The 25,571-nt window shown below is 72.6% G+C and carries 25 protein-coding genes; 14 read left to right on the forward strand and 11 right to left on the reverse strand.

The features are described from left to right. Positions 1-187: 187 nt before the first annotated feature. Positions 188-778, reverse strand: a complete 591-nt coding sequence (locus WMF22_RS15645; RefSeq protein WP_438036259.1) for a bactofilin family protein — start codon at positions 776-778, stop codon at positions 188-190. Between the two features lie 241 nt (positions 779-1,019). Here WMF22_RS15645 and WMF22_RS15650 point away from each other — a divergent pair, with 241 nt between their 5' ends. After that, complete coding sequence (locus WMF22_RS15650) at positions 1,020-2,444, forward strand: hypothetical protein (protein ID WP_438036260.1); 1,425 nt, start codon at positions 1,020-1,022, stop codon at positions 2,442-2,444. A gap of 78 nt (positions 2,445-2,522) precedes the next feature. Here WMF22_RS15650 and WMF22_RS15655 read toward each other — a convergent pair whose 3' ends face one another. Then, entirely contained in the window at positions 2,523-3,098 is a 576-nt protein-coding gene (locus WMF22_RS15655; RefSeq protein WP_438036261.1) for a DUF99 family protein, read from the reverse strand. Between the two features lie 60 nt (positions 3,099-3,158). Here WMF22_RS15655 and WMF22_RS15660 point away from each other — a divergent pair, with 60 nt between their 5' ends. Further along, on the forward strand, positions 3,159-3,827 hold the full coding sequence (locus WMF22_RS15660; protein ID WP_438036262.1) for an AMIN domain-containing protein: 669 nt from the start codon (positions 3,159-3,161) through the stop codon (positions 3,825-3,827). Here WMF22_RS15660 and WMF22_RS15665 read toward each other — a convergent pair. Continuing rightward, positions 3,824-4,792, reverse strand: coding sequence for a COX15/CtaA family protein (locus WMF22_RS15665; protein WP_438036263.1), 969 nt, complete (start codon positions 4,790-4,792; stop codon positions 3,824-3,826). The genes WMF22_RS15660 and WMF22_RS15665 overlap by 4 nt on opposite strands. Positions 4,793-4,982: 190 nt before the next feature. On the opposite strand from WMF22_RS15665, the gene WMF22_RS15670 reads away from it, so the two are divergent. The 7 genes from WMF22_RS15670 (at position 4,983) to WMF22_RS15700 (ending at position 11,663) form a co-directional block, all read left to right on the forward strand. Then, positions 4,983-6,149, forward strand: a complete 1,167-nt coding sequence (locus WMF22_RS15670) for a diguanylate cyclase (RefSeq protein ID WP_438036264.1) — start codon at positions 4,983-4,985, stop codon at positions 6,147-6,149. 22 nt (positions 6,150-6,171) lie between these two features. Beyond that, positions 6,172-7,635 carry a sigma-54-dependent transcriptional regulator gene (locus WMF22_RS15675; protein ID WP_437299879.1) on the forward strand — a complete coding sequence of 488 codons (1,464 nt, stop codon included), beginning with the start codon at positions 6,172-6,174 and terminating at the stop codon, positions 7,633-7,635. Positions 7,636-7,702: 67 nt separating this feature from the next. After that, positions 7,703-9,094, forward strand: coding sequence for a TolC family protein (locus WMF22_RS15680; protein WP_438036265.1), 1,392 nt, complete (start codon positions 7,703-7,705; stop codon positions 9,092-9,094). A gap of 131 nt (positions 9,095-9,225) precedes the next feature. Further along, positions 9,226-10,017 carry a cytochrome c biogenesis protein gene (locus WMF22_RS15685; protein WP_012235481.1) on the forward strand — a complete coding sequence of 264 codons (792 nt, stop codon included), beginning with the start codon at positions 9,226-9,228 and terminating at the stop codon, positions 10,015-10,017. A 4-nt stretch (positions 10,018-10,021) separates the two neighbouring features. Then, a complete protein-coding gene (locus WMF22_RS15690; RefSeq protein WP_437299881.1) occupies positions 10,022-10,300 on the forward strand; it encodes a CcmD family protein in 279 nt (92 codons plus the stop codon). Then, positions 10,300-10,443, forward strand: a complete 144-nt coding sequence (locus tag WMF22_RS15695; protein ID WP_012235483.1) for a hypothetical protein — start codon at positions 10,300-10,302, stop codon at positions 10,441-10,443. Before WMF22_RS15690 ends, WMF22_RS15695 begins: the two co-directional genes overlap by 1 nt. Positions 10,444-10,523: 80 nt before the next feature. Further along, the gene (locus WMF22_RS15700) at positions 10,524-11,663 is read left to right on the forward strand and encodes an acyl-CoA dehydrogenase family protein (protein ID WP_437299882.1); all 1,140 of its coding nucleotides are present in this window, start codon (positions 10,524-10,526) and stop codon (positions 11,661-11,663) included. Between the two features lie 46 nt (positions 11,664-11,709). Here WMF22_RS15700 and WMF22_RS15705 read toward each other — a convergent pair whose 3' ends face one another. After that, positions 11,710-12,675, reverse strand: coding sequence for an FHA domain-containing protein (locus tag WMF22_RS15705; RefSeq protein ID WP_437299883.1), 966 nt, complete (start codon positions 12,673-12,675; stop codon positions 11,710-11,712). Positions 12,676-12,934: 259 nt separating this feature from the next. Next, on the reverse strand, positions 12,935-13,084 hold the full coding sequence (locus WMF22_RS15710; protein ID WP_157906681.1) for a hypothetical protein: 150 nt from the start codon (positions 13,082-13,084) through the stop codon (positions 12,935-12,937). A 308-nt stretch (positions 13,085-13,392) separates the two neighbouring features. Here WMF22_RS15710 and WMF22_RS15715 point away from each other — a divergent pair, with 308 nt between their 5' ends. Then, a complete protein-coding gene (locus tag WMF22_RS15715) occupies positions 13,393-14,619 on the forward strand; it encodes a protein phosphatase 2C domain-containing protein (protein WP_438036266.1) in 1,227 nt (408 codons plus the stop codon). Beyond that, the gene (locus WMF22_RS15720) at positions 14,616-15,341 is read left to right on the forward strand and encodes a pseudouridine synthase (RefSeq protein WP_438036267.1); all 726 of its coding nucleotides are present in this window, start codon (positions 14,616-14,618) and stop codon (positions 15,339-15,341) included. Before WMF22_RS15715 ends, WMF22_RS15720 begins: the two co-directional genes overlap by 4 nt. On the opposite strand, the gene WMF22_RS15725 is transcribed toward WMF22_RS15720, so the two are convergent. The 6 genes from WMF22_RS15725 to argJ all read right to left on the reverse strand — a co-directional run bounded on the left by WMF22_RS15725 (position 15,307) and on the right by argJ (position 20,601). Beyond that, positions 15,307-16,410 (reverse strand): dipeptide epimerase, encoded by a 1,104-nt coding sequence (locus tag WMF22_RS15725; protein ID WP_437299886.1) that lies wholly within the window; start codon positions 16,408-16,410, stop codon positions 15,307-15,309. The two genes, WMF22_RS15720 and WMF22_RS15725, sit on opposite strands and share 35 nt — an antisense overlap. 25 nt (positions 16,411-16,435) lie before the next feature. Beyond that, a complete protein-coding gene (locus tag WMF22_RS15730; RefSeq protein WP_438036268.1) occupies positions 16,436-17,047 on the reverse strand; it encodes a TlpA family protein disulfide reductase in 612 nt (203 codons plus the stop codon). 20 nt (positions 17,048-17,067) lie between these two features. Then, positions 17,068-17,535 carry a 3-hydroxyacyl-ACP dehydratase FabZ gene (gene fabZ, locus WMF22_RS15735; RefSeq protein ID WP_012235490.1) on the reverse strand — a complete coding sequence of 156 codons (468 nt, stop codon included), beginning with the start codon at positions 17,533-17,535 and terminating at the stop codon, positions 17,068-17,070. 48 nt (positions 17,536-17,583) lie between these two features. After that, complete coding sequence (locus WMF22_RS15740) at positions 17,584-18,180, reverse strand: OmpH family outer membrane protein (protein ID WP_438036269.1); 597 nt, start codon at positions 18,178-18,180, stop codon at positions 17,584-17,586. Positions 18,181-18,228: 48 nt separating this feature from the next. Continuing rightward, positions 18,229-19,119 (reverse strand): hypothetical protein, encoded by an 891-nt coding sequence (locus WMF22_RS15745; protein WP_438036270.1) that lies wholly within the window; start codon positions 19,117-19,119, stop codon positions 18,229-18,231. A 306-nt stretch (positions 19,120-19,425) separates the two neighbouring features. Next, positions 19,426-20,601: a bifunctional glutamate N-acetyltransferase/amino-acid acetyltransferase ArgJ gene (argJ, locus tag WMF22_RS15750; protein ID WP_438036271.1), complete on the reverse strand. Its 1,176-nt coding sequence runs from the start codon at positions 20,599-20,601 to the stop codon at positions 19,426-19,428. Between the two features lie 135 nt (positions 20,602-20,736). Here argJ and WMF22_RS15755 point away from each other — a divergent pair, with 135 nt between their 5' ends. The 3 genes from WMF22_RS15755 to WMF22_RS15765 all read left to right on the forward strand — a co-directional run bounded on the left by WMF22_RS15755 (position 20,737) and on the right by WMF22_RS15765 (position 25,505). Continuing rightward, positions 20,737-22,353 carry a hypothetical protein gene (locus WMF22_RS15755; protein WP_437299891.1) on the forward strand — a complete coding sequence of 539 codons (1,617 nt, stop codon included), beginning with the start codon at positions 20,737-20,739 and terminating at the stop codon, positions 22,351-22,353. A gap of 9 nt (positions 22,354-22,362) precedes the next feature. Next, positions 22,363-23,223 carry a hypothetical protein gene (locus tag WMF22_RS15760; protein WP_437299892.1) on the forward strand — a complete coding sequence of 287 codons (861 nt, stop codon included), beginning with the start codon at positions 22,363-22,365 and terminating at the stop codon, positions 23,221-23,223. A 143-nt stretch (positions 23,224-23,366) separates the two neighbouring features. Next, entirely contained in the window at positions 23,367-25,505 is a 2,139-nt protein-coding gene (locus WMF22_RS15765) for a DUF2169 family type VI secretion system accessory protein (protein ID WP_438036272.1), read from the forward strand. Positions 25,506-25,571 lie beyond the last annotated feature (66 nt).

The following is a 25,571-nucleotide window of genomic DNA, read 5'->3' on the forward strand; positions in this document are numbered from 1 at the left end:
TGTTCGAGCGACGTCCGTCAGCGCGGGTTCCCCCCCACATCGCGGACATGCGCCTCGGGCGGCGAGACCGCAGCCCCTCGCTAGATGTAGCCCCGTCAGCACGCGGCTGCACGCCTGCGCACTACAGAAAACATGCTTTCTTCGGACGAGGTCGGAATTCAGCGGTCGGCGTCGGCGCGCTCAACGCTCACCGCGCGCGTTGCGCGCTGCCGCCGCTGTCGTCGGTCGTAGGCGTCGTGGGCGTCGGCGCGGCGCTCGCGGCCTGTCCGGCAGCGTCGGCGTCGGGCTCGGACGACGCCGCAGGCGGCCGCAGGGGCCGCTCGCCTGGCTCCTCGTCGAGCGGGGCCATCTTGCAGGAGCCGTCGAACTGCACGCCGCGGTCGATCATGATGGCGGGCGCGTGCAGGGCGCCGGTCACCTTGGATGGAGCGTAGAGCTCGATGGCGTCGCGGGCGCGGATGCTCGCCTGGACCTCGCCGCCCGTGACGATGCACGTCACGACGTGGATCTCCCCGATCACGAGCGCCCCTTCGCCGATCACGAGCACGTCCTCGCCGCGGATCTCGCCGCGGAAGCTGCCGTCGATGCGCACGCGGCCCTCGAAGAAGAGCTTGCCTTCGAAGTGCGTACCGCGGCCCAGGAGGGCGTTGATCTCGGTGGGCCGGTGGCCCCCGCCGTCGTCGCCGCGGGGGCTTCCTGGGGATCGCGGCGAGAGGGGCGAATCCCTGTCGCCCGGAAAGGACATCGGCTCCATCGCCCGCTGGCTTACTTCAGGCATCGTCACATTCGCAACGGGGGTGCGCGTCAGTCGCGTAACGGGCGCGCTGCGGTGGCCGTGTATGTTGAATGATTTCAGATGCTTGGGCTCGATTTGCGGCAGGGTACGTTTTCTGCAGAGGGGGCGGACCGAGCAGGTGTCCCGGCGTGCTGATCGCCGGGGGCGCGCGGCGCGTGGCCGACGTCTGGTCCGAGCGCGCGTGGAGCGTGAGGGTCCGAGGCGACCAGGAGAGGGAGTGGAGATGACGTTCCGATCGTTGCTTGTGGCTGCCGGTGTCCTGGGCAGCATCTCGGTAGCGTCCGCGCAGACGCCGCCCGCGCCGCCGACAGCTCCGCCGGTCGACCCCACGCCGCTCCAGCCGACCGAGCAACCGGCCGCCCCGGCGCCGGCGGCGCCGGGTGGTGCCGCTCCCGCTGCTCCCGGCGCTCCTGCCGCGGCTCCCGGCGCTCCTGCCGCTGCGCCGGGCATGGCTGCTGCGCCCGCTGCTGCTCCGCCCGCGGTGCCAGCGCCGCCCGCGCAGCCGGAGCCCCCAGCAGCGCCGCCGCCCGCCCCTGTGTCACCGCGGCCCGACGCAGCGGCCTCCCCGACGGTGCAGTGGACTCAGGCCACTGCGGCCGACACCGTCCAGGAGGAGGACGAAGAGACGACCCTGCCCTGGCGAGGGACGACGTTCACCTGGAACCAGGGCGGTAGCACGACCCTGTTCGGTGTTGGCGGGGAGTATATCCCCGCCATCCAGGTCTACGGCTGGGACTTCACGTTCCGGCCCAACTTCTATGTGCTCGACCTGCCCAAGGACAAGGTGTCGGTGGCCGCCGAGATCGGCTGGGTCACCGAGCTCACGAACAGCGACACCACGACGGATTACCGTGAGCCGCAGTTCAAGGACACCGGGCTCAGCGCCCGGTACAGCCGCGAGCTCTGGGAGAGCGGTGGCGCGAACGAAGGCGAGTACAAGACGGACGGGGCCATGCGGCTGCGGGTGCTCCTGCCGACCTCGCCGAACAGCTGGAACTCCGGCAAGTACTTCCTCCTGTCGGTTGGCCCGCAGATCACCCAGAAGATCAAGCTGCTCGGTTCGAAGGCAGACGGGCTGAACGACGTGACGGCGACGCTCGGCGTGACCTACGCCCATCTGTTCGCGGACTCGTACACGCCGGTGAAAGCTGGCCTCCGGCGGCCCCGGACGGCCGTAAGCGGTGACCCGACGTTCGACGACCAGCTGAGCGGGGTGTCTCAGACCACGGATAGCCTGACCACGAGCCTCGAGGTCGACCTGCCGCTCTACAAGGACCTCTCCCTGGCGACGAGCTTCAGGCTCATCAGCCAGTTCAAGCACGAGTTCGAAGGGGGATGCGCCAACATCGGGACCGGCTGCGCCCCGTACGAGGGCTCCCAGGGCCCCACCTACGCCGTCCAGACGGCCTTCGATGTCAGCGTGAGCTACCCGGTCTACGAGGTCGTTGGCCTCACGCTCGGGTACAACAACAGCAACATGCAGCTCGGCCTCGACGGCCAGCGCAGGAATTTCTTCCACAGTCCTGACGCTCAGTTCTATCTCGACATCACCGCCAACCTCGACGTCATCTACTCGAAGGTGACCGGCCGCGGGGAGAAGCCCGAGAAGGCGGGCGCGGCCAGCGCTCCGCGCCGACAGGCGCTCTGACGCGCGCGAGCCGTCGCGGCCCACCGGCGGCTCGTCAGCGGCTCGTCAGCGGCTCGTCAGCGTCTCGTCAGCGTCAAATTACGCGCGCCCGCGGCTCTCGCCGGTGGTCAGCCCGCCGGCGATGAGGTGCGCGGCGCGCAGGGGCTCGGGGAGGTGGCCGTTCACCGAGAGCCGCGCGATGAGCGCGCTCGCGTCGTTCAGCGAGATGCCGGCGCGCTGCACGTACACGCCCGCGACCGGCTCCATCGGGCCGGCGCGCTGGATGAGCGCCCACTTGCGGCGCCCTCCCCGGACGCGCGAAAGCAGCGCGTCGCGGATCGCGTCGAGGTCCGGGCGGCGCCGCGCCACCACCACGACCGGCAGGGCGAGGGTGTCGTGCAGCGCCGCGAGATCGACGACGTTGAAGCCCGCCACCGCGATGCCCTGGAGCATGACCACCTGCGCCTGGGCGTAGAAGCGCGAGCCGCGGATCATCGCGGCGATCGCGGGCGTGGCGTTCCGCCCGTCGCGCCTCGCGCGGGTGGAGAGGACGCCCTCGAGGCGCAACCCCGAAAAAACGGTCCCGACGACCTGCACGTCGCCGCGGTGGTCGCGGGCGAACGGCGCGTCGTCGACGCCGATGACGTGCGAGAAGCGTGGAGCGCGGGCCGGCACACGCAGAGCTTACCGTGCTGCCGCCTTTGCCGGGCCAGGCGGTCGTGCTGTACTGCTAGGATGCGACCTTCCAGGCACCTCTCGCTGAGCCTCTTGCTGGCCCTCGGCCTCGCCTCGTCGCTGGCCCTCGCGCAGGGCGCCACCGCCCAGCCGGCCCCGAAGGCCCCCGCGGCGCCGGAGAAGGCCGCGGCCCCGCAGCAGCCGGCGGTCAACAAGCCGCGCGGCGGCAGCGCCGGCGCGCCGCAGCGCCCCGGGCGCGCGCGCAAGCCCAAGAAGGACGCGCAGGCGAGCCTCGCCGGGCGGCCGGTCGCCACCTTCCCCGGCTTCCGCATGCTCCCGACCGGCGGCTCGCGCGTGTTCGTGCAGATCCACGGCGGCAAGGTCGACGTCGCCGAGTCGAAGGCCGCCGGGCGCCTCGTCTACCAGCTGAAGGGCGCGGGGGCGATCCAGACGAACCGCTTCCCGCTCGTGACGTCGTTCTTCGCGACCCCCGTGACCCAGGTGCAGCTCGTCGGCCAGGGCAACGATCTCGACATGGTGATCGACCTGCGCACCCAGGCCGACGCGACCTACCGCGTGATCGAGACCGATCAAGGGATGGTGCTCCAGGTCGACTTCCCCCCGTCCGTCCCCGAGCAGCGCTCCGCGGCGCCGGCCGAGGGAGCGCGCAAGCGCTCGGAGCGCCGCACGATCTCGCAGGACCCCGGGAGCGACGAGGAGGGCGACTAGATGGCGACCGCCTCCCGCCGGGCCTTCTCCCCGGGCGGGCCCGCGTCCACCGCCGAGGTCGACTCGCACATCGCCGCCGCGGCGAACGTGACGAGGACCATCCACAGGAGATCGGCGAGCAGGAGGTGGACGAGCTGCATCCACACCGGCGCGAGCAAGAAGAGGTTGAGGAACCCCGCGCCGATCTGCAGCAGCACGAGCGCTCCGATCGCCGCCGAGAGCCGCGCGACCTCGGGCGAGGGGCGCCGGGCAGCGACGGCGCCGCGGGCGAAGAGGAGGTAGACGCTCACGGCCGCCGCCACGGTCGGGTGCAGCACGCGCAGCTGCAGCAGGAAGTGCGCCGCGGGCGAGAAATCCTGCGCCAGGCCCTCGCGGAGCGACGCCGCGGCGAAGAGCGTGTCGCCGAGCGCGGCGATGGCCCCGGTCACGCCCACCGCCAGGACCCCAGCGAGCCCGGCGCCGAGCAGCGCGCCCGTCACCCCCTGGCCGCGCAAGCGCACGCGCCGGCCCCCGCGCGCCCAGTAGAGGGTGCAGGTCATGGCGCCCACCAGCAGGAACGTGTTGATGAGGTGCACGGCCATCCAGAGCGCGCGGGCCGCCGACGCGTCGTGCGCGACGTACTCGAGCAGGACGATCCCGGCGCCGACCGCCGCCTCGGTGATCATGAACAGCATCGACGCGGCCGCGCCGCCGCGCACGGGGTGGCCCGACGGATACGCGACGAAGGCCCAGACGAGCTGCAGCGCGACGAGCAGGAACGCGACGCCCGAGGTGGCGCGGTGCGTGAACTCGATGAAGGTCGCCGCGCTCGGAGAGCGTGGGATGACGTCGCCGTTGCACGTCGGCCAGTGGCTGCCGCAGCCGGCCCCCGAGCCGGTCGCGCGCACGAACGCGCCCCACAGGATCACGCCGAGCGTGAAGGCCAGCGCGAGCGCCGCGAGCTTCCAGAACCGCGCCTGAGTCATGCCGGGTCCTTACCGCGAAACCAGCGCGACGGCAGCCCGCGCGAGATCGGCGAGGCGGGGGCGACTTGCCCGGGCAACTCCCGCGATTGCCTTCGTGATTGCGCGCGACCGCGCGCGACCTCCGGCGAGGCGGCGTCCGCCGCAGCGCGATCTCGTTGCGCCCGGCCCCGGCTGAAGGGAGGATGTGCCGGTGCCGAACAGCGACGAACTCCGAAGCGCTCCGCTCTCCGCGCCGATCGAGCTCCCGAGCGGTCGACCGGCCAGGATCGTCGTCGCGGACGACGACCGCCTCGCGCGCCAGATGCTGGTGAGCATCCTCCAGAAGGCGGGCTTCCAGGTCGAGGCGGTCGACGACGGTCAGGAGGCGATCGAGCTGATCGGGCGGGGAGGGGTCGATCTCGTGCTCCTCGACATCGTGATGCCCCGGCTCACCGGCCTCGAGGCGTGCAGGCTGCTCAAGAGCATGACCTCCGAGTCGTTCCTCCCCGTCGTGCTGGTCACCGTGAAGAGCGACACGGCGAACCGGGTCGAGGGGCTCAAGATCGGCGCCGACGACTACGTCTGCAAGCCGTTCGAGGAGGAGGAGCTCCTCGCGCGGGTCGGCGCGATGCTCCGGATCAAGCGGCTGCACGACCAGGTCGCGGCGCAGCGCGCCTACCTGGAGCAGCTCTCCATCCACGACGAGATGACGGGGCTCTACAACTACCGTTACCTCTTCACGCGGCTCAACGAGGAGTTCAAGCGCGCGGAGCGCTACCACGAGCCGTTCGCCTGCGTGCTCGTCGACATCGATCGGCTGAAGGTGATGAACGAGACCGGGGGGCGCACGCTCGGCGACGCCGTGATCCGGCGCGTGGCCGACGGGATCCGCCGCTCCGTCCGGGAGGTGGACGTGGTCGCGCGCTACGGCGGCGAGGAGTTCCTCATCGTCCTGCCGAGCACCCACTTCGCCGGGTCGCTGACGGTGGCCGAGCGGATCTGGCGCGAGGCCGCCGGCAACCCGGTCGAGTTCGGCGGAGAGGCGAGGCCGTGCAGCGTATCGATCGGCGTCGCGCTCTACCCCTCGCGCGACGTCCGCTCCAAGGACGGGCTGATCCGCGCCGCCGAGAGCGCGCTCAACCAGGCGAAGCGCGAGGGCGGCAACCGGATCTGCGTCTTCCAGCAGCACGGCCACATCTACACGCCGGCGGCGAGCGGCGAGCCGCAGTCCTCGCCGCCGCCGGGCAAGCTCCGCCGCTCCAGCGATCCCGCCTTCGCCGCGACGCACGCGGCGCACACGGCTACGGACGAGCCGAGGGAGCCGCAGACGCGCCGGGGCACCGACCTCCCGCCCTTCGCCTCACGCAAGCCGCTGTAGCCCCGCCCCGCCGCTCCGCCTCGTGAACGCTGCAGATCGCGCCCGTATCCTCCTCGTCGACGACGAGCCGGCCCTGCGCCGCGGCCTGGCGCGCGCGCTCGTGCGCGACTTCGACGTCCTCACCGCGGAGGACGGCCCCGCGGCGCTCGGGCTGCTCGCGACGACCCGCGTCGAGGCGGTGCTGCTCGACCTCGCCATGCCGCGCATGAGCGGCGCCGAGGTGCTCGATCGGATCAGGGCCACGTACCCCGACGTCGAGGTCGTGGTGATGGCCGGCCACGCCGACCTCGACGCCGCGATCGCGGCCGTGCGCGCCGGCGCGTACGGGTTCGTGACGAAGCCCGTCGACGCGGAGGCCGCGGTCTCGATCGCGATCGAGCGCGCGATCGAGCGCCGGCGGCTCGAGGGCCGCGCGCGGGCCCTCGAGGAGCGGGTCGACGAGCACGAGCAGCTCGGCGAGGTGATCACGAGCTCGGCCGCGATGCAGGACGCCTACAGGAAGGCGCTCGGCGTGGCGGCCGTCGCCGCGCCCCTCCTGTTGATCGGCGAGCGCGGGACGGGCAAGGAGCTCGTCGCGCGCGCCGTCCACCGGCGCGGCCCGCGCGCCGCGCGGCCGTTCGTCGCCGTCGACTGCAGCGCGCTGCCGGGGTCGCGGGCCGAGGACGAGCTCTTCGGCGAAGGCGGCGACGCCTCGCCGGACGCGCGCGCCCGCGGGGGCCTGATCGAGGCGGCGGACAAGGGAACGCTCTTCCTCGACGAGGTCTCGGCGCTGCCGCCCGCGGCCCAGGCCAGGCTGCTCCGGGTCCTCACGCACGGCGAGATCGCGAGGGCGGGGGGTGAGCCGCGCCGCGTCGACGTGCGCGTGATCGCGTCGACGTGCGAAGGCCTCCGCGAGCTCGCCTCCGCCGGCCAGCTCCGGGAGGATCTCGCGTACCGGCTCGGCGTCATCGTCGTCGAGCTGCCGCCGCTCCGGCGGCGCAAGGAGGACGTCGCGCTGCTCGCGAGCCATTTCCTGAACCGGTGCGCGCGCAGGCACGGGCGCGACGTCAAGCGGATCGGCCCCGAGGCGGCGCGCCTGCTCCGCGAGCACGCGTGGCCGGGCAACGCGCGCGAGCTCGAGAGCGCCATCGAGCACGCCGTGATCTCCGCGCGCGGCGAGGCGATCTTGCCCGCGGATCTGCCGCCCTCGGTGTCGGGGCGCCCCGGGCCGCCCCTTCGCCCTCCGAGGGACGCGCTGGTCTTGCCGGCCGAGCTCTGCGAGCTCCCCTACGCGGAGGCCAAGGAGCGCGCCGTCGACGCGTTCGATCAGATCTACGTCGGGCGCCTGCTGGAGCGCACGGGCAACAACCTCAGCGAGGCGGCGCGGCAGGCGGGGATGGATCGCTCGAACTTCCGGAGGCTGAAGAAAAAGGTCGCGTCGCGCGGAGACGAGCCGGCGCAGGGGGAGAGCGACGGGGCGGGGCCGAGCAAGGGCGGCGCGGGCTGACGCGCGGGCGCGTCGCGCGCGCACGTCGCAGAGGCGCGCGGCCGGCTCGTGCTACGTTGCGCCGAAAATGGCCCGACGCGCTGCACGAGCTGCCCTTGCTGCCGCCGCCGTTTCCCTCGCGATCCGGCTCGCGCCGCTCCCCGCTGCCGCCGCCGACACCGGCGGGGCGCCCGCGCGGCGAGCGGCGGTGGTCCACGATCTCCCCGGCGTGCTCGCGCTCGCCGACCGCAATCACCCGAACGTCGCCGCCGCGCGCGCGAAGCTCGACCAGGTCCGCGCGCAGCTCGACGAGGCCCGGTACGCCCCGTTCTCGCAGTTCAAGCTGACGGGCGGCGTCGCGCTCGCGCCGACCGTCCGCGGGAACAACGTCTTCAGCCCGAACACCGACGTCTCGCTCACCTCGAGCCTCGGGGTCGGCTGGCGCGTGACCATCGACGGCGTCGTCCCGCTCTGGACGTTCGGGAAGATCACGAACCTCTGGGACGCCGCCGAGGCGAACGTCCGGGTGAACCAGGCGAGCGTCGAGAAGGAGCGCGACGCGGTCCGGCTCGACGTCCGCAAGGCCTATTTCGGCCTCCAGCTCGCGCGCGACTCGCGGAGCCTGCTCGTCGACGTGAGGGCCGAGATGGACAGGGCCCTCCGGCGCCTCGAGGAGCAGGTCGAGCGCGAGGAGGGGGATCCCATCGAGCTGCTCAAGCTGCAGACCTTCGGGGCCGAGCTCGAGGCGCGCGGGGCCGAGGTCGACAAGTACATCTCGGTCGCGCTGGCGGGGCTGCGCTTCTACACGGGCGTCGCGGATCTCGACATCCCCGACGTCCCGATCCGCCCGCCGAACCACCGGCTCGGCCACGTCACCCGTTACCTGACCGCCGCGCGCCTTTACCGGCCGGAGCTCGCGCAGGCGCGCGCCGGCTTCGACGCGCGGTCCGCGCAGGTGCGGCTCGCGCGCGCGCAGCTGTTCCCCGACATCGGCATCGCCCTGCAGGTCGGGGTGAGCGCCGCCCCGGAGGTCGCGGATCAGCTGAACCCGTTCACCAGCGACCCCGGCAACTTCTTCCACTACAGCGCGGCGCTCGCGCTGCAGTGGAAGCTCGACGTCTTGCCGCAATCGGCGCGCATCCGCGCCGCCGAGGCGCAGCTCGAGGAGATGGCCGCGACGCAGCGCTTCGCCATGGGCGGGGTCGCGACCGAGGTCGAGACCGCCTATGCCGAGGTCGTGGAGGCCCAGAAGCGGCTCGACGCGTACACCAAGGCGGCCAAGTACGGGAAGCGCTGGCTCGTGATGGTGCAGCAAGGAATCGACGTCGGGACGATGGCGGACAAGGATCTCATCGATCCAGCCAAGGCATATGCCACGAACCGATTTAACCAGCTGAACGCGACGATGGATCTCGACATGGCGATGTCACGGCTCGCGAAGGCGACCGGCTGGGACGCCATCGCGCCGGACGGCACCTGAGCGAGGGGGCGGCCGCGCTGAGGCACGCGCTGCGCCGCTCGGGCGCCGCTCGGGCGCCGCTCGGGCGCCGCTCGACTCCGCGTCACCCCGGCTTGAACGCGACCGTCCTTGGCAGTACGGTGCGCGACAGCATGGGAGCCAACGTCAACGTCGAGCGGGCGCCGCACAAGGTGGCTTTGGCAGCGAACGGTGATGCGGCGCGGCGCGCGACGAGCGGCGCATCCGCGGGCGCCAGCATCGCGTTTTACGTCCTGCTCGCGGCGTCGGCCCTCGCCGTCATCGGCACTCTCCACTTCGTGGCGTACGTCGTGCCGACCGAGGCCTCGATGGGGATCGTGCAGAAGATCTTCTACTTCCACGCCCCCGCCGGGTACGCGATGTACATCGGCGCGACCGTCTGCTTCATCGGCTCCGCCGGCTACCTCGCGCGCGGCACCCAGCGCTGGGACTCGCTGGCGAAGGCCGGCGCCGAGGTCGCCGTGGCGATGGGGCTGATCGTCCTCGTCACCGGTCCGCTGTGGGCCGCCAAGGCGTGGGGCGTGTACTGGACGTGGGATCCGCGCCTCACGACGTCGCTGCTCAGCGTGCTTATCTACATCGCTTACGTCGTGCTCCGCGCCTTCACCGGCGACAGCGACGCCGAGCGCAAGTTCGCGGCGGCCCTCGGCGTCCTCGGCGCGGCCAACCTGCCGATCATCCATTATTCGGTGAAGATGTGGGGCGGTAACCACCCCACGGTCATCACGGGCAAAGGCGGCGGCCTCGGGCACCCCGACATGAAGATGGCGCTCGGCTTCGGCTTCCTCTCGTTCACCCTGCTCACCCTCGCGCTCGTCTGGGCGCGTTACCGCGTCGATCTCGCGTCCGCGCGGCTCGCGGAGCTCGAGCAAGAGGCCCTCGAAGCCGGCATCGGAGAGGACTGACAACATGAAAACCAATCATTCCCTGTTCTCCCATGCGGCGTTGCAGCAGCCGACGAGCACCACGACGGACGACCGAGCGCAGGCGTTCCGCCCCGTCCAGGGGGGCAACGACATGCAGAGCGGAGAGAAGCTGCTGGTCGAGGCGTACGCCGCGATCTGGCTCATCCTCTTCGCGCTGGTCTTCGTCTCCTGGCGCCGGCAGAAGCAGATCGACCGGCGCATCGACGCGCTCGAGGCCGCCGTGCAGAAGGCGCGGGCTGGAGCGGGCCAGGGGGCGAGCTGATGCCGAACCTGGGGGAGATGACCCCGCAGCACGCGCTCTACATCCCCGTGGTGCTGATGCTTGGGCTGATCGTCGGCTACATTCTGGGCAGCCGCGCCGTGCGCGCCGAGCTCGAGCGACGCAGGCGCAGAATGAAGGAGTGACGGGGGCGCAAGCCCTCGTCCCGCGGAGCTGGCGGGCCCGGTGAGCGCCGTCCCCGCCCCCACTAGCCGGAGGTCACAAGGTGGTCGATTTCTCTGTGAGCGAAGAGCACAAGGCTCTCATCGATACGGCGCGTCGCTTCACGAAGGAGCGCATCCTCCCGATCGCGGCCGAGTGCGATCAGAAATCGTACTTCCCGATGGATGTCTTCGTGGAGGGCTGGAACATCGGCCTCGTCAACCCGACCTGCCCGGCCGAGTACGGCGGCCCGGGGATGGGCGAGCTCGAGAACGCCCTCCTCGCCGAGGAGCTCTCGTACGGGTGCACCGGGATCCAGACGAGCTTCCTCGCGAACGGCCTCGCGCTCACCCCCATCAAGCTCGCCGGCAGCGAGGATCAGAAGAAGAAGTACCTCGGCATGCTCACCGCCGAGCCGATCATGGCGAGCTACTGCACGAGCGAGCCGGACGCGGGCAGCGACGTCGCGGGCCTCAAGACGCGCTTCACGAAGCACGGGGACGACTACGTGCTGAACGGGCAGAAGTGCTGGATCACGAACGCGAGCTACGCGCGCTACTACGTGATCTTCGCGACGTCGAACCCGGAGCTGCGGCACAAGGGGATCGCGGCGTTCATCGTCGACCGCGACACGCCCGGCCTCCGCGTCGGCAAGAAGGAGGACAAGCTCGGCCAGCGGGCGAGCGACACCGCCCAGGTGTTCCTCGACGACGTGAAGGTGCCGAAGGAGAACCTGCTCGCGCCCGAGGGGCAGGGCTTCAAGCTCGCCATGGAGACCTTCAACCAGACCCGCCCCGACATCGGCGCGGCCGCGACGGGCCTCATGCGGCGCTGCGTCGACGAGTGCGTGGCCTACGCCAAGGAGCGCAAGACCTTCGGCCAGCCGATCGGCAACCACCAGCTCATCCAGTGGATGCTCGCGGAGATGGCGATCCGCGTCGAGGGGACGCGCCTGCTCTACCAGAAGGCCGCGTGGAACCTCGATCACGGGGTGCGCGACCCGATCGTCTCGAGCTTCGCGAAGGCCTACGGCGCCGACAGCGCCATGCAGACCGCCGTGGACGCCGTGCAGGTGTTCGGCGGCAACGGCTACGTGAAGGAGTACCCCGTCGAGAAGATGATGCGCGACGCGAAGGTCCTCCAGATCTACGAAGGCACGAGCCAGATCCAGCGCCTCGTCATCGCGCGCCAGCTCCTCGCGTAGCGCGCCGCCGCGCCGCCGCGCCGCCGCGCCGCGAGGGCGACCCGCGTCAGGTCTGCGGGTGCCAGATCAGCGTGAGCTCGGGGCCGAGCGTGAGCGCGAGGCCCTCGGCGGGCACCATCACGCGGCGGACCTTCTGGCCTGCGAACCTCGTCCCGTTCGTCGAGCAGAGATCGAGGGCCATGATCTCCGCGCCGTCCCGCAGGAGCAGCAGGTGGGTCCGCGAGATGTGCGTGCTCAGGACGGCGCGCAGGCCGCGGTCCAGGCAGTTGTCGGCGCGCCCGAGCAGCACGCCGTCGTCGAGCGCTTGCTGGGGCAGCTCGACCGCGGCGCTGCGCTCGCTCGATTGCAGCGTGAGCCGCACGTACCCGCTCTTCGCGCGCGGCGCCACCATCTCCTCGATGTGCGCGACGGGGCGCACCGACGTGATGTGCGAGATCTCTCCGCGGGCGAAGCGGTGGCTGGTCGTGATGCCCTCGGTCGCCGCGGGCGGCGCGGCGCCCTCGCTGACGGCCTTGCTCGCGACGCTCTCGAGGCCGCGCGGCGGCTCGCTCATCCCGCACGAGCTCACCTCGAGCACCCTCGACGAGGCGCGCGGCCCGACCGGGAGCCCGCCGACCACGTGCTTGCCGATGCGCACGAGCAGCGGGCCGCTGACGACGATCGACCGCCGCGGCACGTCGTCGTCCACGAAGAACGGGATCGAGGTCTGCAGATCCATGAGCCGCAGCCCGAAGCCGCCGTCGGGGAGGTTGCAGCAGGTCGCGACCAGGTGGCGCACGCAGACATCGTCGCCCGACGCGAACTTCATGTCGCAGCGCGGGTGCGAGCCGAAGACGGCATAGGCGCCGCTGTTCGCGGGCAGGTCCAGCCACGCGACGTCACCGCCCGACACCCGGAACAGCCGGTACCCCTCGGTCATCGGCGACTCGGGTGGGTTCAGCGCCATCACCGCCTCGGCGGTGGACAGCGCGCGCCGCATCGTGGCGACGTCGATCCGCGGTTCTACCGTCATCGCGCGCTCCACGAGCGGCGCGAGATCGCGCGCCCCGCAGTCCGCGTCGGACCGCCGAGCTCGAGCGTGAACGGCGGAGTCGCTGCGCAGGCCTCCGGCAGAGCCGCGGCAGGAGCGAGCGTGGTGGATGTCAGACAGCGGCGAGGCCTCATGCGGTCGAGCCGAATCCTACCGGAATTTTTTGTCTGGGGCTCTTTCGCTGCGCGCCCCGAATCTGCTGTGGCCGGCGGGGCTCGGGTCGAGACGACGGCTGTCCGGTTCAGCTCACGCCGACGCTGACCTCCGCAACGAGCTCGCCGCCCCAGCGCCAGAAGGCCACCGAGCGGCTGAACAGGACGATGACCTCCAGCCCGAGCCCTCCGCCGAATTCGAGCCGAAAGCGCCCGACGTCCACCTCGATGAGTTGCATGCTCCCCGAAGACGCGAGAGTCGGGCCAACCGTGGATCCGTGCGCGTTGCACGCTGGTGTGTCCGCCGGAGGCACGGCCTCGCCTCGGCCGGTGCGCAGGGCGCGCCGGCCCGCGTCAGCGGGGGCCAGGGCGAGGCCCGCCGCGCGCCGCCGCGAGGGGGGCAGCGGGGCGGCACCGTGGCGCGCGCTCGCGGCGGGGACAGGGGCGAGCGCGCGTCACGTTGCCGACCGCCGGCCGGCGCAGGCGAGCGGGCGTGGAGCCGCCGCGCGGTCGTCGACGGACGCGCCATTTTGACGCCGCCCGCACGGTGTCTATCCTGGTCGCGGTGTCCCGGATCCTCCCACGCTTCGACTATCGCATCGAGTTCGCCGCATCGACCGATGTAGGCCTCGTCCGCCCGAGCAATGAGGACCGGATCCTCTGTTGCCCCGAGCTCGCCCTCTTCGGCATCGCCGACGGCATGGGCGGCCACGCCGCGGGCGAGGTCGCGGCTCAGATCGCCGTCGACACGGTGCGCGTCGAGGTGCTCCGCCCGCCCGCCGCCGCCATCCTCGACGCGTACGTGGCCGACCCGAACATCGAGGCGCGGCGCGAGGTGTTCGCGCTGCTCCGGCGCGTGGGCGAGGCCGCGCACGCGGCCATCCTGGAGGCGCGCCGCGCGGAGCCGAGCTACCAGGGGATGGGCACGACGCTCGATTTCGTCGTGCTCGCGCACAGCCGGGCGTTCTTCGCCCACGCGGGCGACAGCCGCGCGTACCTGGTTCGCCCGACGACCACCGTCCAGCTCACCCAGGACCATGCTCTCTACGATACGCTCCGCGCGGCCGGCAACCCGACCCCGGCCAGGAAGCCGCAACGGAACCCGCTCGTGAACGCGATCGGGCTCGCGGGCACCGTCGCGGTCGACACCGTGTTCGTCGATCTCTCGCGCGGCGACCGCATCGTCCTCTGCACCGACGGGGTGCACAACGCGATCGACAGCGAGGCGTCGCTCTCCCGCTTCTGCTCGAAGGGCGGGCCCGAGGAGGTCGCCGCCGGCCTCCTCGGCCACGCGCGCGAGCGCGGGGGCCACGACAACGCGAGCGCGATCGTCATCGACATCAAGGAGCGCTTCGTCAAGCGCGCGGACGACGCCGGCCCGTCCTCGCGCGATCTGTCGGTGCTCTCCGCGTGCCCGCTCCTCGCCGGCATGAGCCCCGCGGCGGTGCTCGGGGCGCTCGCGGCCGGCGTCGAGGTGGAGCTCGGCGCGGGGGATCGGATCCCGCGCGACGTCGCCAGCGATCTGGTCGCTTACCTGGTGCTCGACGGCGCCGTGAACCTGCCGGACGGGCGGCGCGTCGGGTCCTCCGGGCTGCTCTTCCCGGAGTCGCTCGTGGGCGCGCGGCGCAAGGGCGATCTGCCCGTCGCCGCGGCGCGCACGCGGCTCATCCGGATCCGCAAGGACGATTTCGCCGAGGTCTGCGAGCACGACGCGGAGCTCGCGGCCGCCCTGTACCAGCGGCTCGCGCGGTACCTCGCGCTCGGGACCGGATGAGCGCGGCCGCGACGCAGCTCTCCCTGCTCCACCTGGACGATCGCGTCGCGGCCTTCGCGAAGCCGTCCGGGCTGCTCGTGCACCGCGGCTGGGGTGACGCGCCGGTCGTGTTCGTCGACCTCGCCGAGCGCGCGCTGGGCCGGAAGGTCTACCCGGTCCACCGCCTGGACCGGGCGACGAGCGGCGTCCTGCTCGTCGCGCTCGACTCCGCCGCCGCGGCGCTGCTCTGCGCGCAGTTCGAGCAGGGCCTCGCGCGGAAGCGCTACCTGGCGCTCGTGCGCGGCGTGCCCCCCGAGCGCGGGTGCGTCGATCACCCGATCCCGCGGCGCGAGAGGGGCCCGCGCGTGCCGGCCGTCACCGACTTCGAGCGCCTCCACGCGCTCGAGCGCTACGCCGTCGTCGAGGCGCGCCCGCGCACGGGCCGCCTGCACCAGGTGCGGAGGCACCTCAAGCACATCAGCCACCCGATCATCGGCGACGTGAACTACGGCAAGGGCGAGCACAACCGCCTGTTCCGCGAGCGGTACGCGCTGCACCGCCTCGCGCTCCACGCGGCCGAGCTCGCCGTCGCCCACCCCGAGACGGGCGCGCCGCTGCGCCTCGCCGCCCCGCTACCCGACGACCTGCGGGGCCCGTTCGATCAGCTGGGCGTGCCGGCGTGGATCGGCGCCGTCGACGACACGGCCGCTAGCCCGCCCCTGGAGAGCGGCGCTCCGGGGTGACGCCGTGGCCGGCGCGGATCTCCTCGAGGGAGAGCGCCGGGCCTCGCTGGACGAAGCCGCCGTCGAACGGGTTCTCGGCGAGGAACAGGGGCGTGTCGAGATCGACGAACGAGAACCCGCCGAGGCCGGCGGCCAGGCACGCCGACGCCGTCATCGCGAGCACCGACTCGACCATCCCGCCGATCATGAGCCCGAGCCCCGCGGCGCGGGCGACCGCCGCGATGTCGAGCGCCTCGGCGATGCCGCCCTTCATCAGCTTGATGTTCACCACGGTCGCCGCGCGCTCCGCCGCGACGCGCAGGACGTCCTCCGCGGAGGCGGCGCTCTCGTCGGCGGCCACGTCGACGCCGGCGCGCCGCGTGACCTCCTTCATGCCGTCCCAGTCGTCCCGCGGCACCGGCTGCTCCAGCAGCGCGACGTCCGCGCCGAGCCGGCGCGCGTGCGCGACGAGCGCGAGCGCCTCGCCCGCCGTGAGCCCGCCGTTGCCGTCGAGGATCAGCGACGCCCCGGGCGCGGCCGCGTAAATCGCCTCGATGCGCGCCGGGTCCGACGCGGCGAGGCGGCCGCCGACCTTCACCTTGAGCGCGCGGAAGCCCATGGCCGATGCGCGCCGCGCGGCCTCCTCCGCGCGCTCCGGCGAGCCGGTGGTGATGGTGATGTCGGTCGTGAGCGCCGTCCCGGAGCCGCCGAAGAAGGCCCAGAGCGGCATGCCCGCGCGCTTCGTGAGCGCGTCGAGGATCGCTGTCTCGATCGCGCAGCGCGCCGCGCCCGCGCCGCCCCCGGACGCCTCGCGGAGCGCGCGCGCGACGGCGCGCCACGCGCGCGCGTCCGAGCCTACCACCGCCTCGCGCAGGGAGACGGCGGCGGCGCGCGACCCGTCCTGCGTCTCGCCGTTGAACGCGGGCAGCGGCGCCGCCTCGCCGAAGCCGAGCGTCCCGTCGGCGAGCTCCACGGTGACGAGGAGGTTCGCCGCGCGCTCCTGCGCGCCGCCGGCGATGCCGAACGGCTCGTGCAGGGGGATGTCGAGCGCCTCGACCGAGACGCGTCGGATCAGGGTGGGGGTCGTCAAGACGAGCGTCGCCTCCTCGGCAGCGTCAAGGGGATCGGCGGCCGCCGCCGGCAGGCGGCGGAGCCGCCGCCGGGCCGAGCAGCGCCTCGATCTCCCGGGAGATCTTGTCCGTCTCGCCGTCCTCGTAGCCCGCGTGGACATGGCGCACGACGCCGTCCCGATCGACGACGAACGCGGTCGGCATCCGCCGCGGCTTGTACGCCTTCTCCGCGCTCTGGTCCTTGTCCCAGAGGATCTTGAACCTGACCCCCGCCTCGTCCGCGAACCCCGCGATCTGCTCCGTCGAGACGTCCTCGGGGGCGTCGAGGGAGACGGCGAGCACGGCGAGATTGCCGCCGAAGCGGTCGACGAGCTCCTGGTACCTGGGGAACGATCTTCTGCAGGGGCGGCAGTAGGTCGCCCAGAAATCGACGATCACCACCTTGCCGCGCGCGTCGTTGAGCGTGGCGGGCCCCTCGCCGCTCACGACCTCCGCCGCGAGCTCGGGCGCCGCGGAGCCGATCAGGCCGCCGCCCGCCTCGGGCGCCGGCGGAGCGACGGGCGCGGCGCCGCCGCAGCCGCCTGCGAGCGAGAGCGCGAGCGAGGCGCAGAGGGCCGCGAGGACTCGGGCGAACGACGGCGATGGACTGGGCCTCATGACGAGATCTCCCTCCCCGATCAGGGCTCGCGATCGACGATGGAAGCGAGCATCTCTCCCTCGGCGCAGAGCGTCCCGTCGACGCTCGCCTCGCCGCGCAGCTTCCAGACGTTCGAGCGGTGGTGCAGCACCTCGGCGTAGAGATCGAGCCGGTCGCCGGGCGTCACGGTGTGGCGGAACTTCGCCTTGTCGATGCCGAGGAAGAACATGAGGTTCGACGTGGCGTCGAACGGATCCGACGCATAGGCGAGGATGCCGCCGAGCTGCGTGAGCGACTCCAGGATCAGCACCCCGGGCATGATCGGCCGCTGGGGGAAGTGCCCCTGGAACCAGGGCTCGTTGTAAGCGACGCACTTGTAGCCGCGGATGCACTTGTTGGCGGTGATCTCCGTCACCCGGTCGACCATCACGAGGGGGTAACGGTGCGGCAGGATCGACAGGATCTGGTGGATGTCGAGCGTGACGGGCGCTTGGGTTCGCTCGGGCAAGGCCGGCTCCTTTCCGCGGTGTGGAGCGTGGAGCGCGCGGGCGGCGCGCTACTTCGCGTCGTCCTTCTTCTCTGCCTTGTCGCCGCCCGCGTCGTCCTCGCCGCCGCCGGTGTTGTAGAGCTGGATGATCTGCTCCGTCAGATCGAGATCGGCGCGGACGTACGGGGCCGCTTGCTTGTCGAAGATGATCTCGTAGCCCGACTTCTTCGCGATCCTGCCGACGATGAGCATCATCTTCTTGAGGATGGGCCCGGTGAGCTCGCCCTGCTTCTTCTGGAGCTCCTTGTTGTAGTCGACGAACACGGTCTGGAGCTCGACCATCTGGCGCTGCCAGTCCTCCATCCGCTTCTGGAGCGACTCGCGCGAGAGCACGCGCGACTGCTTCTCGATGTCCTCGCGCGCCCGCTGGAGCTCGGTCTGCTTCGCGTCGAGCTCCTGCTGCCGCCGGTCGAAGAGCTTCTTCAGCGTGGCCTGCGCTCGGATGCCGTCCTCCGTCTGCATGACGGCGTGCTGCACGTCGACGACGGCGATCCGGGTCTCGGCGGCGGCGACGCTCGGCACGGCGAGGGCGAGCGAGACGGCGGCGGCGCAGGCGATCCGAGCGAAGAGCGGCGCGGGCCGATGGACGGGAGAGCGGGAGACCATTGGAGGCGATTACCCGCCGCGTGACGGACGGTCAAGGTGTGCGGGGGATCAGAGGCACTTGCCCGAGATGCAGCTCTCGCCGTCGGGGCAAGGCTCGTCGAGCGAGCACTCCGGGGCGACCTCCTCCCGCGTCTTGCAGAACCCGTCCTCGCAGCCGACGAAGCGGCTGTCGATGAGCTGGCAGGCCCGGGTGTTCTCGCACGGGTAGTGGCAGTAGCCGTCCTCCATGCACTCCTGGCCCTGCGCCGCGCAGGCCTTGGCACCGCAGCCGGGCTGAGGCGAGGGGTCGTCCATGCACGCGCCGGTGGCCGCGTTGCACACCTCGCCGGGCGCGCAGTCCGCGTGCGACGCGCAGCCGGTGGAGCAGGCGCCGTCGACGCAGATCGCGCCGCCCTCGCACGGGGCCGCGTCGCCGCACTCGGGGTTCGCGGGGTCGGGGACGCAGACCCCGCGGTCGCAGCGCGTGCCGGGCTCCGCGCAGGGCGCGGCGCTGGAGCAGCCATCAGCGCACTCGCCGTTCACGCACACCCTGCCGTCGCCGCACTCGTAGCTGAACTCGCACGCCGCGATGCAGAGCCCGTCGACGCACCGCGTGCCGTCCTCGCACGCGCTGTCACCGTCGCAGGGACACGTGGTGAGCTCCGCGTCGCACTCGACCTCCGCGCCCCCCGCGCCGCCCTGGCCCGCGCCGCCCTGACCCGCGCCGCCCTGACCCGGGTCTACCGGACCCGCGCCGCCCCAGCCCCCGCTGCTGGTGGTGTCGATGTCCGGCTCCACGGGGCGACACCCGTAGCCGTCGCAGAGGAAACAGTTCTCGCCATCGGGGTCGCACTGGAGCGACGCATCGCCGCAGCCGCCGCAGCCCGTCGCGGTCGCGGCGATCATCAGGAACAGCGCGCCTCGACCCAGGATCTTCGCAAGGGGGGAATGAAGAAGCATCGAAGTCCTCCAGCGGCGGCCGGCACCAGCGCGGCCTTCCCGCACGACTACCATGACGCGCGCTAACACGCAGCGTGCCACGGGGCGGCAGGAGAGGAGCGCCGGGAAGCCCGACGAGGCGCTCATTTTGTGAACCCGCTTGTGAACCTGCGTTCACCTGCGCTCGTCGCGCGAGGTTCACTGATCCGTGGGGGTCGCGCGGCGTGAGGCGGGGGACGGCCGGCGCTCGGAGCGCCGGCGCTTCCGGTCAGGGCGAAGGCGCGGGGGCGCTCCCTGCGAGCAGCCCGGCCGGTCACCCCGTGAGGATCAGGAGCGGTACCCCGCGTTCACGTCGACGTAGCCGTGCCCGAGATCGCTCGTGAGGTACGCGAAGTCGCCGGGGCCGCCGCCGAGCACGATCTCGATGACATAGGTGTCGCGCGCGAGCACCTCGTTCGCCTTGAGCTCGGCTTCCGCCCCGACCGGCGCGCCGTTCCGCACGATCGGGATCCCGCCGACGAGGACCTGGGCCTCGCGCGGGTCGAAGGGGACCCCTGCGCGGCCCGCGGCGGCGAGCAGCCGCCCCCAGTTCGCGTCCTTGCCGAACAGCGCGGTCTTCACGAGCATCGACGTGGCCACCGTGCGCGCGACGGCGCGCGCACCGTCGCGGGTCGCGAGCCCGCGGACGCGGATCTCGGCGACGTGCGTGCTGCCCTCGCCGTCGGCCACCATCGAGCGCGCGAGCTCGCCGCACACCTCGGTGAGGCCCGCCGAGAGCTCGTCGCGCGAGACGCGGCGCTGCGACGCGCCGGAGGACAGGAGGAGCACCGTGTCGTTGGTGCTGGTGTCCCCATCGACGCTGCACGCGTTGAACGTCACGTCGCACGAGGCCGCCAGCGCGTCGCTCGCCTCGCCGGCGTCGATCACGGCGTCGGTGAACAGGAAGACGAGCATCGTCGCGTGGGGCGGGCCCACGTCGGGGTGGATCATCCCGGCGCCCTTGCCGATGCCGAGCAGCGTCGCGCCGGCGCCGAGCTTGCGCTGCGCGAGCTTCGGCCAGCGGTCGGTCGTGCAGATCGCCTGGGCGAAATCGAGGTAGCCCTTCGGCGACAGGCGCGCCGACAGCTCCGGGACACGCTCGATGATCCGGTGCGCGGGCAGGACGGCGCCGATCACGCCGGTCGAGGCGGGGAGCACCTCGTCCTCCGAGGCGCCGATGGACTCGGCGACGGCGCGCGTCGTGTCGAGCGTCGCCTTCCAGCCTGCCTCGCCCGTGCACGCGTTCGCGCACCCGCTGTTGGCGACGACGGCGCGAGCGCGCCCCGACCGGACGCGCTGCATCGCGATGTCCACGGGCGCCGCGCGCACCACGTTCCGCGTGAACATGCCGGCCACGATCGCCGGCTGATCGGCCACCGCGAGCGCGACGTCGATGCGCCCGTCTTTCCGGATCCCGGCGCTGACGGCGCCGAAGCGAAACCCTGCAACTGGCTCGAAGCTCATGAGGGCGCGGAGTCTACGCACGAACGCGCGCCGGGAGAAAGCGACAACCGGAAGGCGCGCGCGCGGGGACGCGCGGGGAGATGAGACGCCCGGAGGCGGCCGGGCTGAGCGCGGCATTTGCAATGCTCTGCCGCGATGATCGCGGTCCGGATTGTCGACATCAAGGGCCTGTATCTGCCGGGCTTTCCCGACAGCACGGCGCCGCCGGGGACGACGCGGGCGGCCGGATATAAGCCCGGTTACAAGAGCCTCGATAACCGGGGACGCGTCTACATCAACCGAGATCTCGACGGGCAGTGGGCAAAGAATACGCAGCTCGTCGAGATCACCGTCGAGGTGACGGGCTCCGAGGGCGAGCTGCCAGAAGGAGCCCGGATTCGCTGGAGCGCGCGCGATCCAGACGATCCATCGAATGAGCGGCCGGAGGTGCACCCGGACTGGGCTGCCACCCTCGACGAGAACGATTACGACGCCGCGGGGGGCTATGCGGCCCCGGCCGAAGACGACAACGAGGGATCGCAGGACAGGGCGCCTGGCTGGGAAGAGGTGGAGGGCTATGCGCTGTCCGACGCGACGGAGACCAGCGCGAGCACGGCGATCGTGGGGGGGCGGAGCACGATCCGGCGCCACATGACCGATATCGCCGGAGACAACCTGATCGTGAGCGCCGAGCTCGACGCCGATGGCGTCGCCGAGGCGGCCGGCGACGAGACCGGGATCATGACGCTCTGGCGCCGGATCGACGTCGAGTACATCCGGATGGAGAGCGCGCCCCGGGTGCCCGTGGAGCAGGCGCCGGAGCACTTCGAGCCGGTCTTCACCCAGCTCGACTTCACCGAGGCGCGCGTGATCCAGGACCTGCAGCACATGGCGCTCGACGCGGGCACGCTCGGCGAGATGGCCTCGCGCTTCGTGAGCGAGCAGTTCGAGCACGCCGGGGAACCTGGCTGGTTCTGCCTGATCGCCGCGCTCGAGCCGCACCCCGTGCCCGAGGTCCGGGGCGAGCCGCTGTTCTCCGGCAGCGTCACGATCCTGGACGGCGGCGAGGGCGAGCGGCGCGGCGAGTACGTGGAGATCCCTGGCGCCCACCCGGACGCGAGCCACGTCACGTTCCGCTGGGATGGCTGGCGGATGAGCTTCTCGGTCGCGAGCGCGGCAGTCCTCGACGACCCGCCGCGGACCCGCCTCTGGCTCGCGCCGCACGACATCCAGAGCCAGTTCACCGCGGGCGACGGGTCCCTGGCGCACGCGTACGAGCGGCGCCTCTTCTTCTTCCCTCGGGCCCGCCGCAGGGACGGGGCGTGGGAGCCCCCGGGCTACGGCATCCCCGCGCGCGTCGAGGCCGACGTGAGGGGTCCAGGGGCCTCCTACACCGCCGGCATGAGCCCCACGATCGACATCGGGTCGGCGAGGTACTTCGCCGGCAGGACCATCCTGTTCACCCATCACAGGGCGTGGTGGGACCCCGAGGGGGCGCGGCCCCGGCGCGGCTATGAGCAAGCCACGCTCCACACCATCGTCCACGAGCTCACGCACGCGTTCGGAATGCCGCACAAGTGCGGCTACTTCGATTACCGGACGCCGCGCCAGACGACGTGTTGCATGAACTATCGGTCCCACTGGATGGTGGACGCCGACCAGGAGCTCATCCCTGGAACCGAGGGGCGGGTCGGCAACGACCTGTGCGGGCGCCACGTGAAGGAGACCCGGCGCGTGCGCCTCGAGGACAACAGGGGACTTCGATGGAGATGAGGGGCTGTCATGTCCGATGAACACGCGCGGAGCGCCGGGGACCCGGTCGGCCCGCCTGGGCTGGTGCTCCGTTCGCTCGATCACGATCGCCGCTATGTGCTCGGCTTTCCCCTGCACGTGGCCATCACGCTGTGCGCCGACCGCCCTCGGGCCTGCATCCTGCGGCTCCCGCGCCCGAGCTGGGCGGGCAACGCCGGCGCGATCGGCGTCCGCCTCGCGCGGGCGGGCACCGGCGAGGAGGTCGTGAGGACCGAGCCCGAGCCGGTCGTGCTCCCCGAGCACGGCACGCCGGTGTTCCGCCTGTGCCCGGGCGAGTGCAGGCGCATGCTCATCGACGTCTCGTCGTACCTGCCGGCGGGGCTCGATCCCGGGCAGTACACGCTGGCGATCGTCTACGTCGGGCCGCCGGACCGCGCGGAGAGCGCGCCGGCGCCGATCGAGCTCGCGGCGCCGAGCCCCGAGGAGCAGCGCGAGCTCGGGCGCCTCGCGCCCGAGGCCGCCCGCGCGGGCTCCTGGGGCCGCTGGACGAGCCTCCCTCCGGACAGCGGCGCGGCGGTCACGAGCCGCGTGGAGCCGGGCGACCCGCTCCGCTTCGACCGCATCCTGCGTTATCTGATGTACGGGCCGCAGCCGCTCGGCGACGTGGATCCGGCCCTGCTCGACGTGCTCCGCGGCGTCTACGAGCCGGAGGCCCACGCGCTCCGCGCCGAGATCTACGCCGCGCGGGGAGACACGGCGCGCTTCGCGGAGGCGGCGGCGTTCATCCGGGCCACCTACCCGGGGCTCGCCTGGTGGATCGAGCGGATCGAGGCGGGGCAGAGCGAGATCGCCTTCGTCCGGGCATGCCGGGCGAACCCGTGCGGCGCGTGAGCGGCGGCTCCGGTCCACGCCCGCTCACGCCCTCGCCGCCGCGCCGGCGCCACACGCAGATCACGCGATTGCAACGCGATGTTCACGTCGAGCGGGTTCAATGGCCGCTGAGCGATGCGTGACGCGATGCGAGCCGTGGCGAGGTGCTTCTGCAGGAGGACGCGGGCGTGAGCGCGCTGCCGCCCGACGCCGTGGCGTCGCTCCCGGGCGCCGAGGCCGCCGCCGTCTCGTGGCGCACGCAGGGCCAGCGCTACATCACGATCATCGTCAAGGCGAGCTTCGCGTTCACGCCCGGCGCGGCCATGTGGCGGACGGAGCCGCAGGAGATCCTCCGCGCCGAGGTCCATCACGGCAAGAACCCCGCGCGGAGCGTGCGGTTCACCGGCGATCTCGCGCCCTACCTGGGCCGCGCGGACGTGCTCTTCACGGGCGACGCGCACGCGCCTGACGGGGCGCATGTCGAGCGTTTGCCGGTGCGGCTCGCCGTCTTCGGCGCGGGCGGCTGCGCGCTCGACAAACGCCTCCTCGTCCGCGACCAAAAGCCGTTCCAGCGGATGCCCCTCGTGTACGAGAAGGCAGCGCGCGGCCCGAACGGGTGGGAGAACCCCTTCGGCATCGACGCGGGCGACGGCGAGGCCAAAGTCCTCGATCCCCTGGACCCCGGGCGGCCCGCGGGGCTCGGCCCGATCGCGCGCGCCTGGCCCGTGCGCAAGCGGCTGCTCGGCAAGACCCGGCGCGAGACGCTCGAGGGTCCGAACGCGGAGATCCCCGCTGGCTTCGACTGGTCGTACTTCCAGGCGGCGCCTCCGGACCAGCGGACCGAGTACCTGCGCGGCGACGAGTGGATCGTGCTCGAGAACCTGCACCCGGCCGCGCGCCGGCTGGAGATGCGCCTGCCCCGAGCGCGCGGCGTTGCGCGGATCCAGGGGCTCGCCGCGCCTCCCGCGACGGGGGGCGACGTCATCGAGCTCAACGCGGACACGCTCCGGATCGACGGCGCCGAGCAGCGCTGCACGGTCGTGTGGCGTCAGATCGTCCCCGTCCCCGACGACCTCGCCCTCGCGGCCGTGCGGATCGCGGCTGGCGTCGCGGTCGACGGCGAGGAGCTCGCGTGGCCCGACCTGCGCCCCGGGCGGGCCTCGGGCGCCGCGGGAGCGGCGCCGGATGCGCTCGCGATCGGCCCGCGAGGGACCGTGCACATCGAGGACGCGCCCGGCCAGGCGCGCCAGCGGGACGGGGATCCGGGGCGCACGATCCACCTCTCGGGCGACGAGATCGAGCTCATCGACCTGATCCAGCGCCCGTCGCCGCTGCAGACGGTCGCGCTCTCCGACGAGCAGGGCGAGGCGGCGGAGCGCGCGCCGGCGCTTCCGTTCGCGCCCCCTCCGGGATCGGCGCGGCGGGGTCGGCCCGAGCCAGCGCGACCGCAGAGCGATGCCGTCGCGAGCGCGACGCTCGTGCTGTCGAGCGAGGAGGGGGTGCGCGTCGGCGAGCGGCCCGCGATCCCGTTCTTCTTCGACCCGAGGCCGGCGCCGCGCGTCGAGCCCAGGGCGCCGATCCCCGGCGCGCCCTGGTCTGGCGCGCTCGCTTCAGCGGCGCCGGGCCCGTCCATGGGGCTCGCGACCCTCGCGCTGGAGGAGGCTCCGCCGCCGCCCGCCGAGGTGTTGCCGCCGCCCGTCGAGTCTTCGCCCCACGCCGCGCCGACCTCGGGCGTCCTCGCGCGCGAGCCCGAGCGACCGGCGGCGTCCCGCTTCTTTCACGTCCTCCGGCGCGAGGACGAGCCGCCCTCCGCGTCGCTCCCGCCGCTCGGCGACGGCGACGAGGTGAGCCTCGAGCGGTGCGCGATCGTCACGGCGGAGCTCGCCGAGAAGCCGGTCCCCCGCGCCGACGTGCTCAGGGCGCACGGCCTGTCGGAGGCGCGCTGGGCAGAGGCCGAGCGGCGGTGGCGGGACGCGATGGCGGAGGAGGCCAGGCGCCGCGAGCGGGCGCTCCGCGACAGGTTCGACGCGGCCTACGTCGGCGCGTGGGAAGCCGTCTGTGGCCCGCTGCATGCGGCCGACTATGCCCGGCTGATCGTCGCGACCGAGCGCAGCGGGGGCGCCGCGGCGCTCGGCGACCGTGCGATCCGGCGCACCGTGTGGGTGCGCATGAAGCGCCTCTGGGTCAGGCGCCTCGCCGACGATCCGCGCCTCAGGGCCCGCGTCGAGGCCGAGATCGCGAGGCTGCGCGAGGCGCCGCGCCAGCGCGCGCAGGCCGGCGCTCCCGCGGCGTACGCCGTCTGATGCGCGTCGCGCGCCGTGCCCCTTGACCGCGGCGCCCGGGGTTCCGAACATCATCGCTGGTGCAAG

This window comes from Sorangium sp. So ce204, from assembly GCF_051526795.1.
Classification (GTDB): domain Bacteria; phylum Myxococcota_A; class Polyangia; order Polyangiales; family Polyangiaceae; genus Sorangium; species Sorangium cellulosum_B.